This is a genomic window from Roseiflexus sp. (genome assembly GCF_057785375.1).
The window spans coordinates 60,632-77,969 of sequence record NZ_JBYNRX010000082.1 but is presented as its reverse complement, the minus strand read 5'-3'; the positions used below and the strand labels follow the sequence as shown (position 1 = coordinate 77,969).

General features: G+C 63.6%; 7 protein-coding genes and 1 pseudogene. All 8 read left to right on the top strand.

What is annotated here, in order from left to right; genetic code table 11:
- Positions 1-59 precede the first annotated feature (59 nt).
- Positions 60-383, top strand: a pseudogene (locus AC3EA7_RS15585) (hypothetical protein); the annotation flags it as partial.
- 40 nt (positions 384-423) lie between these two features.
- Positions 424-6,669: an amino acid adenylation domain-containing protein gene (locus AC3EA7_RS15580; protein ID WP_488614989.1), complete on the top strand. Its 6,246-nt coding sequence runs from the start codon at positions 424-426 to the stop codon at positions 6,667-6,669.
- Complete coding sequence (locus AC3EA7_RS15575; protein ID WP_488614988.1) at positions 6,666-10,820, top strand: amino acid adenylation domain-containing protein; 4,155 nt, start codon at positions 6,666-6,668, stop codon at positions 10,818-10,820. The genes AC3EA7_RS15580 and AC3EA7_RS15575 overlap by 4 nt, the downstream gene beginning before the upstream one ends.
- 4 nt (positions 10,821-10,824) lie before the next feature.
- Positions 10,825-12,123 (top strand): MFS transporter, encoded by a 1,299-nt coding sequence (locus tag AC3EA7_RS15570; protein WP_488614987.1) that lies wholly within the window; start codon positions 10,825-10,827, stop codon positions 12,121-12,123.
- Positions 12,107-12,877, top strand: a complete 771-nt coding sequence (locus tag AC3EA7_RS15565) for a thioesterase II family protein (protein WP_488614986.1) — start codon at positions 12,107-12,109, stop codon at positions 12,875-12,877. Before AC3EA7_RS15570 ends, AC3EA7_RS15565 begins: the two co-directional genes overlap by 17 nt.
- Positions 12,859-13,602, top strand: a complete 744-nt coding sequence (locus tag AC3EA7_RS15560; protein ID WP_488614985.1) for a 4'-phosphopantetheinyl transferase family protein — start codon at positions 12,859-12,861, stop codon at positions 13,600-13,602. Before AC3EA7_RS15565 ends, AC3EA7_RS15560 begins: the two co-directional genes overlap by 19 nt.
- 142 nt (positions 13,603-13,744) lie before the next feature.
- Entirely contained in the window at positions 13,745-15,559 is a 1,815-nt protein-coding gene (locus AC3EA7_RS15555) for a hypothetical protein (RefSeq protein ID WP_488614984.1), read from the top strand.
- Positions 15,510-17,180, top strand: coding sequence for a sigma-70 family RNA polymerase sigma factor (locus AC3EA7_RS15550; RefSeq protein WP_488614983.1), 1,671 nt, complete (start codon positions 15,510-15,512; stop codon positions 17,178-17,180). Before AC3EA7_RS15555 ends, AC3EA7_RS15550 begins: the two co-directional genes overlap by 50 nt.
- Positions 17,181-17,338: the final 158 nt, after the last annotated feature.

The window sequence follows — 17,338 nt, the reverse complement described above, 5'->3', positions numbered from 1 at the left end:
GCAAGGTTGAGTTACAATTTCCGCGGGCATGGTGTTCTTCGTCTCCTTCCTAATTGATCGTGGTGGGAGAAAGATACCATGCCTTCTTGGTTCCAGACTACTCAACCTGCCCGCTTGCAACTTTGCGCTGTAATATTAGAGGCGCCGTTGAAAACCCCGATTGTCCGATCGCATCGCTGCCGTTACTGACCGACGCAGAGCGGCGGCAGATTCTGATCGAATGGAATGCAACGAGCGCACCGTTCGAGACTGAGCGCTGCATCCCCGACCTCTTCGAGGAGCAGGTGCGCCGCACGCCGCACGCCACTGCTGTCGCTTTCGGCGATCAGTCGCTCACCTTCGATGAACTCAACCGCCGCGCCAATCAACTGGCGCATCTCCTCCGCGCACGTGGCGTCGGTCCAGAGGTGCTGGTTGGGCTGAATGCCACCCGATCGATTCAATCTGATCGTCGGGTTGCTCGGCATTCTCAAAGCAGGTGGCGCGTATGTGCCACTCGATCCGATGTATCCGGCGCAGCGCCTGGCGTGGATGATCGAAGACAGCCAGGCGCCGGTCATTGTGACACAGCAGGCGCTGGAACAGGGTCTCCCGCCGACCAATGCGACGCTGATCCGCCTGGATGCTGATTGGGATGCCATCGCCGCCATGCCGGACGATAACCCGCCGCGCACGACGACCGCGCGCAACCTGGCGTATGTCATCTTCACCTCGGGGTCCACCGGGCGTCCGAAGGGGGTCATGATCGAGCATCGGTCGGCGCTCAACCTGGCGGCGGCGTTGCAGCATATGATCTACGATCGCTATCCTGGCGAGCATTTGCGCATTGCTCTGAATGCGCCCCTCGCCTTCGATGCGTCGTTCCAGCAGATTGTGATGCTGATCTACGGCCACACGCTAGATATTGCGCCGCAAGACATCCGGCTCGACGGGCGGGCGCTGCTGGCGTATTTGCGCGAGCGGCGCATCGACGGGTTCGACTGCGTGCCGTCGCAACTGGCGCTGCTGCTGGATGCCGGGCTGCTCGACGGGAGCGGCTGGACGCCGCGTCTATCGCTGCCGGGCGGAGAAGCGATTGATGATGGCATGTGGCGAATGCTGGCGCGCGCCCCGGCGACCGACTTCTTCAACATGTACGGTCCGACGGAGTGTACGGTTGATGTGACGACGATTTGCGCGCGCGAAGCGCCGGAACGCGCCACGATCGGGCGTCCAATGTTGAATGTGCGCGCCTACATTCTCGATCCACACCAGCAGCCGGTTCCAGTTGGCATACCGGGTGAACTGTACATCGGCGGGGTGTGCGTCGGGCGCGGCTACCTGGGCCGTCCCGATCTGACCGCTGAGCGGTTCATCGAGATCAACGACCCGGAGACAGGGGGGAAACAGCGCGTCTATCGCACGGGCGATCAATGCCGTTTTCGTCGCGATGGCACAATCGAATATCTTGGGCGACTCGACTATCAGGTAAAGATTCGCGGCTTTCGCATCGAGCCGGGCGAGATTGAAGCCGTGGTGCGCACTGTCGCCGGAGTTCATGCGGCAGCCGTCGTCGCCTGGGGCGAGCAAAGCGAACGGCGACGGTTGGTGGCGTATGTCACGCCCGCGACGGTGGCGCCAGCCGGCGTGCTGCGCGAATTGCGGCGTGTGCTGCCGGAATACATGATTCCTGCCGCGATTGTGCCGCTCGATGCGCTGCCGTTGACGCCGAACGGCAAGATCGACCGGCGCGCCCTGCCGCCGCCGGATCAGGTGCGCGCCGATGATGAGGCCTGTGTTCCGCCGCGCACACCGCTCGAACATGTACTGGCAGACATCTGGCGCCAGGTGTTGGAACTGGAGCGCGTCGGGATCGATGAGCGCTTCTTTGCGCTTGGCGGGAACTCCATTCAGGCGGCGGTGCTTGCCAACCGGCTGCATGATGCGCTGGGGGTCGATGTGCCGGTTCGGCTGGTCTTCGAAGCGCCAACAATTGCAGAACAGGCGGAGGCGCTCATCAGCCGTTATCCGCACCTGGCGCAGGGCAACGAACCATTGCCGGCGGAGGCGTTCCCGCGAGCGCCGCGCGAAGGCGATGTGCCGCTTTCATTTGCGCAGCAACGGCTCTGGGTGCTTGAGCAGATCGATCCTGGCAGCCCGCTCTACCACATCGCTGGCGCGGTGCGTCTGGTGGGCAGGCTCGATGTTGCTGCGCTGCACTGGTGTTTGAACGAGGTGGTGCGGCGGCACGAAAGCCTGCGCGCGACCTTCCATGAAAAGGATGGGAAAGCGGTGCAGCGGATTGCCCCTCCGGCGCCGCTCGACCTGCCGCTCATCGACCTGAGCGGCACACCGGATGCTGGAGAGCAGATGCGTCGCCTGCTGACCGCCGAAGCGCGACGCCCCTTCGATCTGACGCGCGGACCGCTCCTGCGCGTGCTGCTGGTGCGCCTCAACGATACTGAGCATGTGGTATTGCTCGTGGTGCATCACATCGCCGCCGATGGATGGTCGTTCGAGATTCTGTTGCGCGACATTGGCGCTCTCTATCCGGCATTTGTGGCGGGGCAACCATCGCCGCTCCCCGATCCTGCCGTCCAGTACGCCGATTATGCCCTCTGGCAACGCCAACGGCTGGGGGGCGATGCTGCCACAGGCAAGGATGTTCATGCCGAAACGCCTGAAGCGACGCCGCTGCATTCCGACCTGGCGTACTGGCGGCGCCAGTTCGCCGGTGCGCCACCGTTGCTCGACCTGCCGACCGACCGACCGCGCCCTGTGGTGCAATCGCACAATGGTGCGCGCCTGGATATCGAACTTCTGGCGTCGCTGACCGCTGCGTTGCGTGCATTCGCGCGCAATGAGGATGCTACGCTGTTTACTGTTCTGCTTGCGGGACTCAACGGATTGCTGCTGCGCTACGCCGGGCAGGAGGATGTGTGCATTGGCATGCCGGTTGCCGGACGCACCCGCCGCCTGGTGGAGGATGTGGTCGGCTTCTTCGTCAACACGCTGGTGTTGCGCACCGATCTTTCGGGCAGTCCGTCCTTCCGCGAGACGGTGCGCCGGGTGCAGTGGGTGCTGATCGAGGCGCTGGCGCATCAGGAAGCGCCGTTTGAACTGGTGGTCGATGCGGTGCAGCCGGAACGCACGCTCGCGCATACCCCACTGTTCCAGGTGATGGCCGACATGCAGCGTGACTCGTTGCAGCGCTTCGATCTGACCGATCTCACGCTGACACCGCTCATGGTCGATGTTGGGGTGGCAAAGTTCGACCTGACGTTTTCGTTTGTCGAACACGGGGATGGATTGAGATGCTCTATCGAGTACAACATCGATCTGTTCGATGAGGCGACGATTGCGCGCATGGCGCGCCACTTCCAAACGCTGCTCGAAGGGGTGGTCGCCGATCCGGATCAGACGCTCGACCGGCTGCCGTTGCTGACCCCCGACGAGCGGCGTCTGCTCGTCGCCTGGAACGCGACGGATACCCCTTTCCCCGCTGATCGCTGCGTCCATGAACTCTTTGCCGCGCAGGCGGCGCGTACCCCTGACACGCTGGCGCTCATTTGCGATGATGCGCGGTTGACGTATGCCGATCTGGATCGACGCGCCAATCAACTGGCGCACTATCTGCGGCGCTGGGGCGTCGGTCCCGAACGGCTGGCGGGCATCTGTCTGGAGCGTTCGCCGGATCTGATCGTCGCCATCCTGGCGGTGCTCAAAGCGGGCGGTGCGTATATGCCACTCGACCCGGCGTATCCGGCTGAACGGCTCCGGTTCATGATCGACGATGCCTCCCCGACGCTAATTCTGAGCTATACGACTGTGACTGCGCTCCCTGCCACATGCGATCTTCCGGTGCTGCAGCTTGATGCGCAGCGCATCTGGATCGATGGCGAGCCGATCGTGCCGCCGGTGAACCAGGCGCACCCCGACAATCTGGCGTATGTCATCTACACCTCGGGATCGACGGGTCTTCCCAAAGGTGTGTTGCTCCAGCATCGCGGGTTGACCAACCTGGCGACTGCCTATCAACGAGATTTTGGTCTGGGACCGGGCAGCCGGGTATTGCAGTTCTTCGCGTTCAGTTTTGATGGGTCGGTGGCAGATATATTCATGGCGCTACTCTCTGGCGCCACATTGTGCCTGCCGGGGCGCGACACCGTGCGGTCGCCTGACGATCTGACCCGTTTTATGCAGGAGCATCGGGTCACGCTGGCGACGCTCCCGCCAGCAGTGCTGGCGCTGCTCGATCCTGATGCGCTGCCATCGTTGACGACGGTCATCTCCGCAGGTGAAAGCGTCACCCCTGCCCTGGCGCGTTGTTGGGCAAAGGGGCGACGTTTCATCAACGCATATGGCCCCACTGAAGCGACGGTGGCGGCATCGTGGTACGACGCGACCGATCTGCCTTCTGATGCTGCCACTGTGCCAATTGGGCGTCCGCTTGCCAACACCCATCTTTATGTGCTGAGTCCGGCGCTCCAGCCGGCGCCGATCGGTGTGGCAGGAGAGCTGTACATTGGCGGCGCGGGCGTGGCACGCGGCTACCTCAACCGGGACGATCTCACTGCTGCGCGATTTCTGGAGGTCAGCGGTCTGTTGGACGATCCCGCTGCGCCAGACAGTCGTTGCCGCGTCTACCGCACCGGCGACGGGGTGCGCTGGCGCGCCGACGGCAATCTGGAGTTTCTGGGACGCTTCGATGATCAGGTCAAGATCCGCGGTTTTCGGATCGAGTTGGGCGAAGTCGAGGCGGCGCTGCGCGCGCACCCGGAGGTGCAGGATGCAGCCGCAGTGGTGCGCGAGGATCAGCCGGGCATCCGGCGACTGGCGGCGTATGTGACGCCTGCCGGAGCGCCGATCGCAGACATTCGCGTGTGGCTGGCGGCCCGCCTTCCAGAGCATATGATCCCGGCAGTGTTTGTTCCGCTGGCAGCGCTGCCGCTCTCGCCTTCCGGCAAGGTGGACCGGCGGGCGCTGCCGCCGCCTGTGGTCGAGCGCACCGATGCTGCTGATGAGGACTCTGCACCGCGCGGCGATGTCGAGGCGACGCTGGCGGCGATCTGGCGCGAGGTGCTGGGGGGAGCGCAGGTCGGGCGCGCGGACAACTTCTTCGCGCTGGGGGGCGACTCGATCCTGAGCATTCAGGTGGTGGCGCGGGCGCGGCAGGCGGGCATCCCGCTCACGGCGCGCGCGATGTTCCAGGCGCGCACCCTGGCGGATCTGGCGCGTCTGGCGGCGGAAAGCGCCGCGCCGCTGCCGGCGGAGCAGGGGGCAGTGACCGGCGCGGTTCTGCTGACGCCGATCCAGCGCTGGTTCTTCGCGCTGCGCCTGCCCAACCCGCATCACTGGAACCAGGCAGTGCTGCTGGCGCTGCCAGAGGCGCTCGACCAGGCGGCGCTGACGATGGCAGCGGCGGCGCTGCTGGCGCAGCACGATATGCTGCGGGCGCGGTTTGCGCCTGCGGATGATGGATGGCGCCAGACGATTGCGCCGCCGGACGGCGAGCCGTCGCTGTGGCAGCGCGACCTGGCGGCGGTGGATGACGCCGATCTGGCGGCGGCAATAACGCGGGAATGCGCCGCTGCGCAGGCGAGCCTGAACCTAGAGCGCGGACCGGTGATGCGGGCGGTGCACCTGGACCTGGGGGCGGGGCGCGGCGCGCGCCTGCTGCTGGCGGTGCACCATCTGGTGATCGATGCCGTGTCGTGGGGTCCGATCCTCGACGATCTCCAGACCGCGTATGCGCAGGCGCGCGCCGCGCAGCCGATCCGCCTGCCGCCGAAGACCGCCTCATTCAAGGCGTGGGCTGAGCGTCTGGCAGTCGAGGCGTCGTCGGAGGCGACCCGCACCGAGATCGACTACTGGAGAACGGTCATCCAGCCGCCCGTGGCACGGTTGCCGCTCGAAGGGGCGGGAGCGAACATCGAGGCTGATGCACAGCGCGTTAGTGTGGACCTGGACGAGGAAGAAACCGGACTTCTGCTCGAAGTCGCAGCACGCGCCCGCATTGACGTGATGGAACTGCTGCTTGCGGCGCTGGCGCGTGCGCTCGGCGCATGGGCTGGCGGTCCGGCGATCCTGATCGATGTCGAACATCACGGACGTGAGGACCTCTTCGAAGACATCGACGTGAGCCGCACGGTTGGCTGGTTTACGACGATCGCACCGATCCGCATCGAGTATGAGCCAGGGGAGGCGCCAGTTGACACCGTGCGCCGGGTGCACCGGCAGATGCGCGTCCAGCCGCGCCACGGCATCGGCTATGGCTTGCTGCGCGACCAACTGGCGCGCAACAGGGCGGCGGCGGCTATCTGCCTCAACTACTATGGCTCGATGGATCGGGGCGCTTCTGGCAACTCTCTGCCCGTGAGCACTGCTGACGAACGTGGACCCGATCGTGATCCGGCAGCGCCACGCCCCTACCTGATCGAGATCGACGGCGGTATTGTTGAGGATCGGCTGCACCTCGAATGGACGTACAGCCAGACGCTTCACCACGAGACGACGATTACGCGGGTGACACAGACGTTTCGTGCGGAATTGCGCGCTGTAATGCGTGCATGTCGTGATGAGTCCGTCGCTGTGTTCGACACGGTCGATGTTGCAGAGTTCGGATGGAGCGAAGAGGACCTGACCGCCATCATGGCCGAGCTGGATCGTCACCACAGGAGTTCGTCATGAACACGCAGAATGTCGAAGATCTCTATCCATTGTCGCCGATGCAGCAGGGGATGCTGTTCCACACCCTCTATGCCCCTGCTTCCGGCATGTATATCGAGCAACTCTGTTTTCGCATACGCGGGGACTTCGACACCGCAGCATTCGAGCGCGCCTGGCGCCGTGTGACCGAACGGCATACGGTTCTGCGCACCGCGTTTGTATTCGGCGGGCTGAGAGAACCGGCTCAGATCGTCTACCGTTCGGTGGATCTGCCGATCCGCCATTTCGACTGGCGCACATGCCCTGCCGATACGCTGTCAACCAGGCTTGACTCGTACTGCGACGCTGATCGACGCGAAGGGTTTTCGCTCGTCGATCCGCCGCTCATGCGTCTGACATTGATCCAGGCGGCGGATTGCACGTGGTATGTCGTGTGGACCTACCACCATGCCCTGCTCGATGGATGGTCGACGCCGCTGGTGCTGCGCGAAGTTCTGGCATGCTACGACGCATTCGTAGAAGGACGCAACCCTGCCCTGCCGCCGCCGCAACCATACCGTTCCTACATTGCCTGGCTGCGTCGCCAGGACCCGCTGGCAGCCGAGCGGTTCTGGCACGACTATCTGGCGGGATTTGCCGCTCCCACGCCAATCGGCGTCGCGCATCCGAACGACTCCGGCGGGGAAGCGACGTATCGATCAGTTCACGCGCTCTGGGCGACTGAAGCGACTGCGTTACTGCGTGAACTGGCGCGCCGCCACGGACTGACTCTCAACACGATCGTGCAGGGAGCGTGGGCGTTGCTGCTCGGTTGCTACAGCGGGCAAGACGATGTGGTGTTCGGCGCGACCGTTGCAGGTCGTCCGCCGGAGTTGCCGGGCATCGAAGAGATGGCAGGATTGTTCATCAACACCCTGCCAGTGCGCGCGTTGATCGACCCGGTTCAAACCGTCGTCGCGTGGTTCGTCGATCTTCAGGCGCGTCAGATTGCAGCGCGCCAGTTCGAGTATGCGCCCCTGGTTCAGATTCAGGGCTGGAGCGAGATCCCGCGTGGACAACCGCTCTTCGAGAGTTTACTGGTCTTCGAGAATTATCCGATCGCCGAAGCGCTGCGTGAGTCGCACAGCGCACTGGAAATTGAAATGGTGAGCTCGGCGGAGCAGACCAACTACCCGCTGACGCTGGCGGCCGGCGTTGGTGATGAGATGGCGCTGCACATCCTGTACGATGCCAATCGTTTCGATGACGATGCGATCCAGCGGATGGCCGGCCATCTACGAACCATCCTCGAAGGATTCGTCGCCGATCCGTTGCGCCCGCTCGTTTCGGTTCCGATCCTGGCTGCTGATGAAGATGCGCAACTTGCCGCCTGGCGTGCAACCGATGCGCCATTCCCGCAAGAACCGTTCCATCGCCGCTTCGAGCGTATCGCCGAGCAGCGCGCAGAGGCGATTGCGATCGTCGCTGGCGATACATCGCTCACCTATGCCGAGGTGAACCAGCGCGCCAACCGGTTGGCGCACCACCTGCGCAAACGTGGAATTGGACCCGAAACCCTTGTTGCGATCTGCGCCGAACGGTCGATTGATCAGGTCGTTGCCGTGCTTGCCGTATTCAAGGCAGGCGGCGGATATCTGCCTCTGGATCCGACCTGTCCGCTCGAACGCCTGCTCTTCATGCTCGATGATGCCCGGCCAGCGTTGTTGCTCGCCGTCCGATCGGCAAGCGGTGCGCCGGAGAACTGTGAAGCGATCGGGGTGGAACAGCTGCGCGCCAGTGCGGTGGATCGCCTGCCGCTGATCGCCCTGCCCGATGCGTGGGACGACCTGGCCAATGAGCCGCTGGCAAATCTGGAGGGAGGCGCCGGCCTTGATAACCTGGCGTATGTCATTTACACGTCGGGGTCCACTGGACTGCCCAAAGGGGTGCTGATCGAGCACCGCGGCCTGGCGAACCTGGCGGAAGTCGTGCAGGAGGAGTGCGCCATCACGCCTGAGAGCCGGGTGTTGCGTTTCTTCTCGTTTGGTTTCGATGGATCGGTTGGCGAAATAGTCATGGCGCTCGGCGGCGGTGCAACGCTGGTTGTCGCGCCGCACGAAGAAATTGCCGATCCAATGGCGCTCGTTGCGTTGCTGAAGCGCCAGCGCGTGACCACGACGACTATGACGCCATCGTTGCTGGCAGTTCTGCCCGACGATGACCTGCCAAATCTGTGCGTCGTCATTGCTGGCGGCGAGCGGTGTCCCGTCGAAGTCGCTCACCGCTGGGCGCCGGGACGCCGGTTTGTGAATGCCTACGGACCGACTGAGGCGACGGTGGAGGTGAGTTTCTATCTGGATACCGGCGCATTACCGGATGCCGGGTCGGTTCCGATTGGGCGACCGCTGGCGAATGTGCGCCTGTTCGTTCTCGACCAGCACCGACGTCTGGCGCCGGTTGGCGTGCCAGGGGAGCTGTTCATCGGCGGCATTGCCCTGGCGCGCGGCTACCTGAACCGTCCTGACTTGACCGCGGAGCGATTTATCGAGTGGCCCGCCAATGAGCGCGGATGTCCGATTGCGGGTGCAGGAACCGGGGCGCCAGCAGCAGGAACGGTGCGCCTCTACCGCACTGGCGATCTGGTGCGCTGGTTGCCCGACGGCAATCTTGAGTTCCTGGGCCGGATCGATGAGCAGGTCAAGATTCGCGGGTATCGCGTCGAACCCGGTGAAGTCGAGGCGGTGCTTGGCAGGCATCCTGCAGTGCGCACAGCCGCGGTCATTGCACGCGAAGAGGCGCCAGGAGACGTGCGGTTGGTTGCATACCTTGCGCAGGCGATCGGCGCGAGCAGGGACGATGGATTGATTCCTCAATTGCGATCATTCCTGCGCACAACGCTCCCGGAGTACATGATTCCGTCCGCGTTCGTTATACTCGACGAATTACCCCTGAATGTGAACGGCAAGATCGACCGGAAGGCGATCCAGGCGATGGCGGTATCGACGCCGGCGCAACGCACCGTCATTGCGCCACGCGACGATCTGGAGCGCGAACTGGTCGCCATCTGGCAGGAGGTGCTGGCTGCCGAACCGGTCGGCATCCATGACAATTTCTTCGAACTTGGCGGGCATTCGCTCAGTGCAGTGCGTCTCGCCGCGCAGATCGAGCGGCGACTGGGACGGCGGATCGACCTGGCATCCCTGTTTCGCTTTCCGACTGTCGAGCAACTGGCGCATGAACTGCGGCGTGAGTCAGGCGCCGCATCAACCGCGCTTGTGCTGCTGCGCAATGGCAACGCGCAACCGCCATTCTTCTGGATCCATCCGTCGGGCGGCAGTGTGCACTGGTATGTCGAACTTGCCAGGCACATGCCGGTCGAGCGCCCGTTCTACGGTATTCAGGCGCGTGGCGTGGATGGAAAAGAGCCGCTGCACACAAGCATCGAAGCGATGGCAGCGTACTACGCCGATGCCATGCTCAGCGTCCATTCCGACGGTCCGTTCCTGATCGGTGGCTGGTCGCTAGGGGTCATCCTGGCGTATGCGACCGCCATCGAACTTGAGCGGCGCGGCGAACAGGTGGCGCTGCTCGCGCTCCTCGATCAGGGACCGGAGGTTCCCGGCGATGAGCCGGTCGATACGGCGGCGTATCTCGAGTCGGTCTTCGGCGGGCATATTCCGGTCACCGCCGGGCAACTGCGCGATCTGGAGTACGCCGATCAGGTGCGGCGGCTGTTCGATGAAGGGAAACGGATCGGCTGGATTCTGCCCGATGTAACGCCAGAACAATTTACGCTCTTCGTCGATCTGCTCAGAACGCATACCGCAGCATGGCGCCGGTACACACCGCAGCCGTTTGCCGGGCGCATCACGCTGATCCGCGCTGCCGTCCAGCATCCTGGCGACACCCCGCCACAGATCGGCAACCGGTTGCAGCGTGCGTTGGGGCGACTGACCGCCGATCTTGCTGCGCGTCCCGATCATTCGGCGGGGCATGCACTGATGGCAGACCGGTGGGATATGGGATGGGGACGGCTGGCGCCTGACAGTGTGGACGTCTTCGAGGTTCCCGGCGACCATATCAGCATGTTGCATCCGCCGTATGTCCGGGTGCTTGCACGCCGGCTGGAAGCATGCATTACTGCCGCGCTTGCGGGCGAGATGCAGCAGCATGCCAGAGCGCAGGAGCGGTAAGACGATGATATCGACGCAACAACGCATGGTCGCGCAGAACCGGCTGTGGAACCGCAACTTCCTGCTGCTCTGGAGCGGGCAACTGATAAGCCAGTTCGGAACGCAGGCGTACAGTATTGCGATCCTGTTCTGGCTCAAGGATATGACCGGCTCGGCGACGGTGATCGGCGCACTCCTTATGCTTGTTGGGATTGTGTCGGTCGTGCTCGGTCCGTTCGGCGGCGCCATTGTCGATCAGTATTCGCGCCGGAACATTATTGCGCTCAGCGACCTCATCGGCGGGTTGGCGGTTCTCTCGCTGGCAGCGCTGATGTTTTTGCTGCCGGAAGCGACGACTCTGGCGCTCGTCTGGCTCTTTGTCATTGCGCTCCTGCTCACGATCCTTGGGACCGCCTTCGAGCCGGCAATCACTGCCATCATCCCGGATCTCGTTCCTGCCTATCGCGTTCAGGCGGCCAATTCGTTTATGGAGATCGCGCTGCGGATCGCTACGTTTGTGGGGCAGGGATTGGGGGGATTGTTGCTCGGAATCTTCGGGGCGCCGTTGATGATGGTGATCAATGCGTTCTCGTTTCTGCTGGCGGCAGGCGGCGAGGCGTTGATCACGCCGCCGCCGCGCGCTGCGCCGCCGCGCCGGACGTGGCGCGAGCAGGGGCGCACGGTTCTGACTGACACCCTGGAAGGGTTTCGCTATCTCTGGCGGCAGAGCGGTCTGCGCACGCTGGCGCTCGCGTCGGTGATCAGCGGCGCGCTGGTGATGCCGATCCTGGTGCTGATGCCATTCTATGTCGAAGACTATCTCGGGCGCGGGCCCGACTGGTATGGGTATCTCGTGGCTGCATACGGGTTTGGCAGGCTGCTCGGCGCGTTGATTGCCGGAGTGCTGCCGCTGAACGGGTGGAAGCGCGCGCTGTTCGCTGTCGGCGCTATGGTTGTCGAGGCGGTCGGGTATATGGCGCTTGGATATGCCGCGCCGCTCCTGGTGCTCGCCTGCGCGCCGATCATCGGCATTGCCGGGGGGTTGCTGTCGATCATCGTCGTGACCGTTGTGCAACTCTCCACGCCTGCCGACCTGCGCGGGCGCGTGTTCGCGGTGCTCGGAACACTGGCAGCCAGCATTTCGCCGCTGGCTGCAGGTTTGACCGGCGCTATCGCCGATCTGACTGGTCAGAACATTCCGGTGATCTTTTTTGGATGCGGGGTGCTGTTGGTGATCGTCGCGGTCGTTGTGGCGTTCAACGGCGCGGTGCGCCGATTGCTGTCTCAGACGATCGAGCAGGAGACGGATGCAGTACCTGCCTGACAGTAAACGTTGGATTGTGCGCTTTGGTTCGAGCTGTCGCTCGAATGTGCGGCTGATCTGTTTGCCGCACAGTGGCGCCGGCGCTTCTTCGTTCGCCGGTTGGGCGGCGTCGCTGCCGGACTGGATCGAGGTTTGCGCCGTGCAGTTGCCGGGTCATGAGACGCGCTATCCCGAACCGCTCTGCACTGCCATACCGCCTTTGATCGAGGCGATGGCGCCAGCGCTTCTTTCCCTCCTTCTCGATCGCCCGACCGCTTTCTTTGGTCATAGCATGGGCGCCCTGCTCGCTTTTGAACTGGCGCGCTGGTTGCGCCGCGAGGCGGGAGTCCTGCCGCAGCGTCTCTATCTATCGGCGCACCGCGCGGCGCACCTTCCTGCCCGTCATCCGCCAGTGCATACGCTTCCCGACGATGAACTGTGGTCGCTGGTGCAGTCGTTCAATGGCACATCAATGGAGGTGCTGGCGCATCCGGAGTTGCGCCAGATCTTCCTGCCGATCCTGCGCGCCGATTTTACCGCCTGCGAAACCTATGTCTACCAGCCGGATCGACCGCTCGAATGTTCAATCGTTGCCTGTGGCGGGTTGCAGGACGACTCGGTGACGCCTGATGAACTGGACTCCTGGCGGATGCATACCAGCGCTGATTTCAGGCTGCGCATGTTCCCCGGCGGGCATTTCTATCCAGCAACATCGCAACCGCTGGTGCATCAGATGATTATTCGTGAACTGGCTGCATGTCTGTGCGATCATTGAACTTCGAACCAGAGATTATCAGTGCTGATTCGCTCAGCATCCCTGGCGGAGGGGACGTACACGTCTGGCGCATCCGGCTCGATCAACATCTCGCTGTGGTGCGCTTGCTTCGGGGAATGCTCAGCGACGATGAACGCGCTCGCGCATTGCAGTTTCGCTTTGCGCACGATCGGGATCGCTTTATTGTCGCTCATGCGGCGCTGCGATCGATCCTGAGCAGATACCTGGGCATTGCGCCATCCAGCGTGCGACTCCACACGTCGGTTTACGGCAAGCCAGCCGTCGATGGCAATACCGTCCTCCGCTTCAATCTGTCCCATTCCGGCGACCTGGCGCTCTGCGCCATCGCCGGTGAGCGCGAGGTCGGCGTGGATGTCGAGCAGATTCGTTCCGATCTCGAGTGGGAGGGTCTGGCGCGACGGTTCTTCTCGGCAGACGAGATCGCTGCGCTGGAGGCGCTCGATCCCGGAGATCGACTCGAGAGATTTGTGCGCTGCTGGACGCACAAGGAGGCGTATCTCAAGGCTCGCGGGGAAGGTCTCGCGCTTCCCCTCGACTCGTTTAGTGTGCTGCCGGCGCCCGATCCATCTATCGCCGAACGCTGGCAGATCGTCGATCTGACGCCAGCGCCAGCATATGTAGCAGCACTGGCAGTGGAAGGACGTGTTCGTATGGTGCGCTGCAACGATTGGGACGAAATGCTGGCGCTCGCTGTAACGTTTTGAACGTCTTCTCGTTATACGTGCCAGGAAACGGTCTCTTGTGCGCGCCTGTCCATGTGCGCTCTCAGGCAAAGGGGGCAATCGATGTCTCTGTTCGCCAGAACTCCGTTGCAACCGCGTCGATCCGGTCTTGCGTTCTTCTACCGTGACGCTACGTAACTCCGGCGGCGCTGCGCTCGTTGATGTGACGGTCGTGCTGCCGCCGGAGATGGAGTATGTGTCCGGCGGTTCGGCGGCAGGCGCCGCCTATGATCCGTCCAATCGCGCGATTTCGTGGGAACGGGTGAATGCGCCCGGCGGCGGTTCCGTGCCGCTGACGCTGCGCGCGCGTCAGGCGGCGCGTGTGACATCCAGCAAGGAGGTGACGATCGTTGCAGCAATCGCCAGTGAAAACTACCGGTTCATGCGCTGGACGTTCGTGACCCTGAACCCTGGTCCGGGAACGCCTCCTCCGTCCGATGCGCTTGCCGGTTCGACCAAGACTGCATCGCCAGGAGCCGTCGCTGCTGGCGAGGAACTGGTCTACACGATTACACTGCGGAATAGTGGAAGCAGCCCGGTGGCCGCCAGCGTTTCCGATCAGTTGCCGCTCTGGATGGATTATGTGCGCGGAGGAAGTTATGATGCTTCGACCCGAACGGTTTCCTGGAGCGGTGTCAATGTTCCGGCTGGCGGATCGACTGCGCTCTCGTTCACGGTTGTGTCGAACCTGAATGTGCTGACTGCGACGCCCTACGTCAATACTGCGGTCATTACCTATGGCGGCGTCACCCTGACCCGTTCAGCCAGGGTGATGCTTGTGCCGGCGGCGGGCAAGCCGCCAACGCCTCGTCCGCCTGTTCCGGCGCACCTTGCCGGTTCGATCAAGTACCCGTCGCAGGTTGTTCTGGGTCCCGACGATACGGTTACCTACACCATCCGGCTGCACAACAGCAGCGCTGTCTCCCTGACGGTCGATGTCGTCGATCCCATTCCGGCCGATCTGGAATATGTCGCCGGGTCTGGCGGCAGCTACACTCTGGCAGATCGCACATTACGCTGGGATGATGTCGTTGTGCCGGCTGGCAGTTCTGTGCCGCTGACCTATCAGGCGCGCCCGGCTGGCGCCGTCGCCCGTCCGAAGCCGGTGATGAACAAAGCGACGATTATCAGCGGCAATGTATCCCTGGAGCGGCGCGCGGTCGTTGTGTTGATGCCGGTGAGACCGCCGCGCGATGTGCGCCCGCCGATGGCGCAACTCACGATTGAGGGCGCTGATGTGGTGACGGAGCGAGATGTCACCCTTCGGATCAATGCCACCGATGATGTTGGCGTGAGCCGCATGTTCATCCGTGAATGGCAACTGGTGACCGAGCCGGTTCCGCACTGGAAGGTGATCACGCCCGGCTCGTGGGAAGAGTTCCGCTCGACGCGCGAGTGGCGACTCGGCGGCTCGGCGGGAACCCACTTCATTGGCGTGTGGGTGGCGGATGAAGCCGGCAACGTGTCGGTCCTCACCCGCAGCAGTCTCGATTTCGTCAGCCTGCTCCTGCCTGGTGAGACAGTTGCATTTGGCGGCGTGGACGCCTATCTGGTCGCCTACAAAGCCGGAGAGCAGGTTACAGCCCGTCTCGAGACGGTGAGCGGCGATGCCGACCTGTACGTATGGTATCCTGGCAACCTGGGATGGCCCGATGGCGCCAGCACGCTGGACGGTGTAGCCGTCGATGCGCTCAGTTTTACGACGCCGCGTGCCGGGGTGTATCTGTTCGTGGTGTATGGTGCGGCGCGCTCGACCTACAATCTGAGCATCACGCCTGGCGGCGGTTCGGTCGCTGATCTGGCGACGACCCTGGCGGCAGGCAAGCCGCCGACCCTGATGGCAGAACCAGTGATCAGTCAGGCGGGCATCGACCCGCTAGGCGTCGCCGATGCGCCAGTGGGAGCGGTGCGGGTTGTGCTGCCGATTGTTGTTCGGTAATCCGAATGCTATGGTGCATCAGATAGAGCCAGATGAAGAGATGCTGATCGCCCGGGCGGCGGCTGGAGATGCTGAGTCATTTGGTGCACTCTACCAGCAGTACAGCGCCGCCATCTACCGGTTCATTCTGGCGCGTGTGCGCGAACCGGCGGAAGCCGAAGATCTCTGCGGGCAGGTGTTTCTGAAAGCCTGGGGAGCGATGCCGGCATACGAACAGCGCGGGCGTCGCTTCTCGAGCTGGCTCTATCAGATTGCGCACAATCTGGTGATCGATTACTACCGCAGCCAGCCTCCTGCGCGCGCTGTGTCGCTTGCCGACGACCCCGCACTCAACGGGGTCCAGGAGAGCACGCTCGATCGCGTCATTGCCAACGAAGAATCGGCGACGATTGCCAGCGCTATTGCGGAATTGCCGCCAGACCAGCGCCGCGTGATTGTCCTGCGCTTCTTCCGTGGCCTTCCCCATGGCGAGGTGGCTCGCCTGCTCGACAAAAGCCGGGCTGCGTGTCGCGTCATTCAGCACCGCGCCCTGACCGCGCTCAACCAGACGTTGAGCCACTACTGGGTGATGGCGATTCTGGCGCTCATCCTTTTGGGCGGCGGCGCCGTCTATGCTTCCGATGCGTCGCTTCCCGGTGATGTACTGTACCCGGTGAAACGGTCTGTTGAGACGTTGCGGCTGACGGCATCGCTCAGTGATCGCAGTGATGCGCTGTTGCGCCTCGATTTTGCCGGGAAACGGCTCGCCGAAGCGCGCCGGCTGGCATCCGCCGCGCGCGACGCCGATCTGCACACTGCACTGGAAGCGTACCGTATCGAACTGGAAACGGCTGCGGCGCTTCTGCGCCAGGCGCCCGCGCCACGGTTCGGCGGGATCGATGAAACGCTGGAGCGGTATGAGCGACAGTTGAATGATTTGCGCACCATTGCACCGCCAACCGTTCGCCAGATCGTCGAAGATGCGCAACGCACAACCCGTGACCTGCGCGCAGCGGCGCCGCTGCATGGCGAACCGGCGCCGCTGCTGGCGCCGACCTCCACAGCGACCGTGCGCGTTGCTGTTACCACAACGCCGGTTGTTCCGGCGCCGGCGGCAACCGGCGTTGTGCCTTTTCCAACCAGAGCGCCCGGTGTGAATGAGGATCAAGCAGCCACTGTTCCTGCCGCCTCGACCCCGGCGGAACCAATCGCCACACCGGTTTCCACGGTGCAACCTCAACCCACCACACCGGCACAACCACGTTCTCCAGTCAATCCGCCCACTCCTCCGGTGGCAGCGCCACCGGGCGTTCGCCCTCCCGGAGATCCTGGACCGGGCAATATCCCCTGGCCCACTGGCGTTCCCTGCCCGCCGGGCGGGAACCGGCCGCCGAACGCGCCCTGGCCCACCGGCGTTCCCTGGCCCCCGGATGGGAACTGGCCGCCGAACGCGCCCTGGCCCACCGGCATCCCCACGCCTCCGGTCGATCCTCGTGAGCCGGATGGCGATGACGCACCGGAAGGACGTCCGATACTGCCGGATACGCCACGTCCTCCCGACCTGCCGGATCCGCCCCGCCTTCCAGACCCGCCGCGTGCGCCAGATCCGCCCCGCCCGCCGGATCCGCCGTCTCGTCCCTGATGCGCCGGATGAGAGGCGTATCAGACCCGCGTCGCCGCCATCCGCCTATTGGTAACGGTCACATTGGGCGCCCATGTACGGGCAGGTCGGAGACCTGCCCCTCCGGTTTTCTTGACTAAATAGATTGACAAACTTATAAATCTCGGCTATACTGCTCT

Bases quoted from the DNA above. Each gene is read 5' to 3' on its own strand.
- AC3EA7_RS15570 (WP_488614987.1), top strand. From the start codon at position 10,825: ATGATATCGACGCAACAACGCATGGTCGCGCAGAACCGGCTGTGGAAC.
- AC3EA7_RS15560 (WP_488614985.1), top strand. From the start codon at position 12,859: ATGTCTGTGCGATCATTGAACTTCGAACCAGAGATTATCAGTGCTGAT.
- AC3EA7_RS15550 (WP_488614983.1), top strand. From the start codon at position 15,510: ATGCGCCAGTGGGAGCGGTGCGGGTTGTGCTGCCGATTGTTGTTCGGT.
- AC3EA7_RS15575 (WP_488614988.1), top strand. From the start codon at position 6,666: ATGAACACGCAGAATGTCGAAGATCTCTATCCATTGTCGCCGATGCAG.
- AC3EA7_RS15565 (WP_488614986.1), top strand. From the start codon at position 12,107: ATGCAGTACCTGCCTGACAGTAAACGTTGGATTGTGCGCTTTGGTTCG.
- AC3EA7_RS15580 (WP_488614989.1), top strand. From the start codon at position 424: ATGCCACCCGATCGATTCAATCTGATCGTCGGGTTGCTCGGCATTCTC.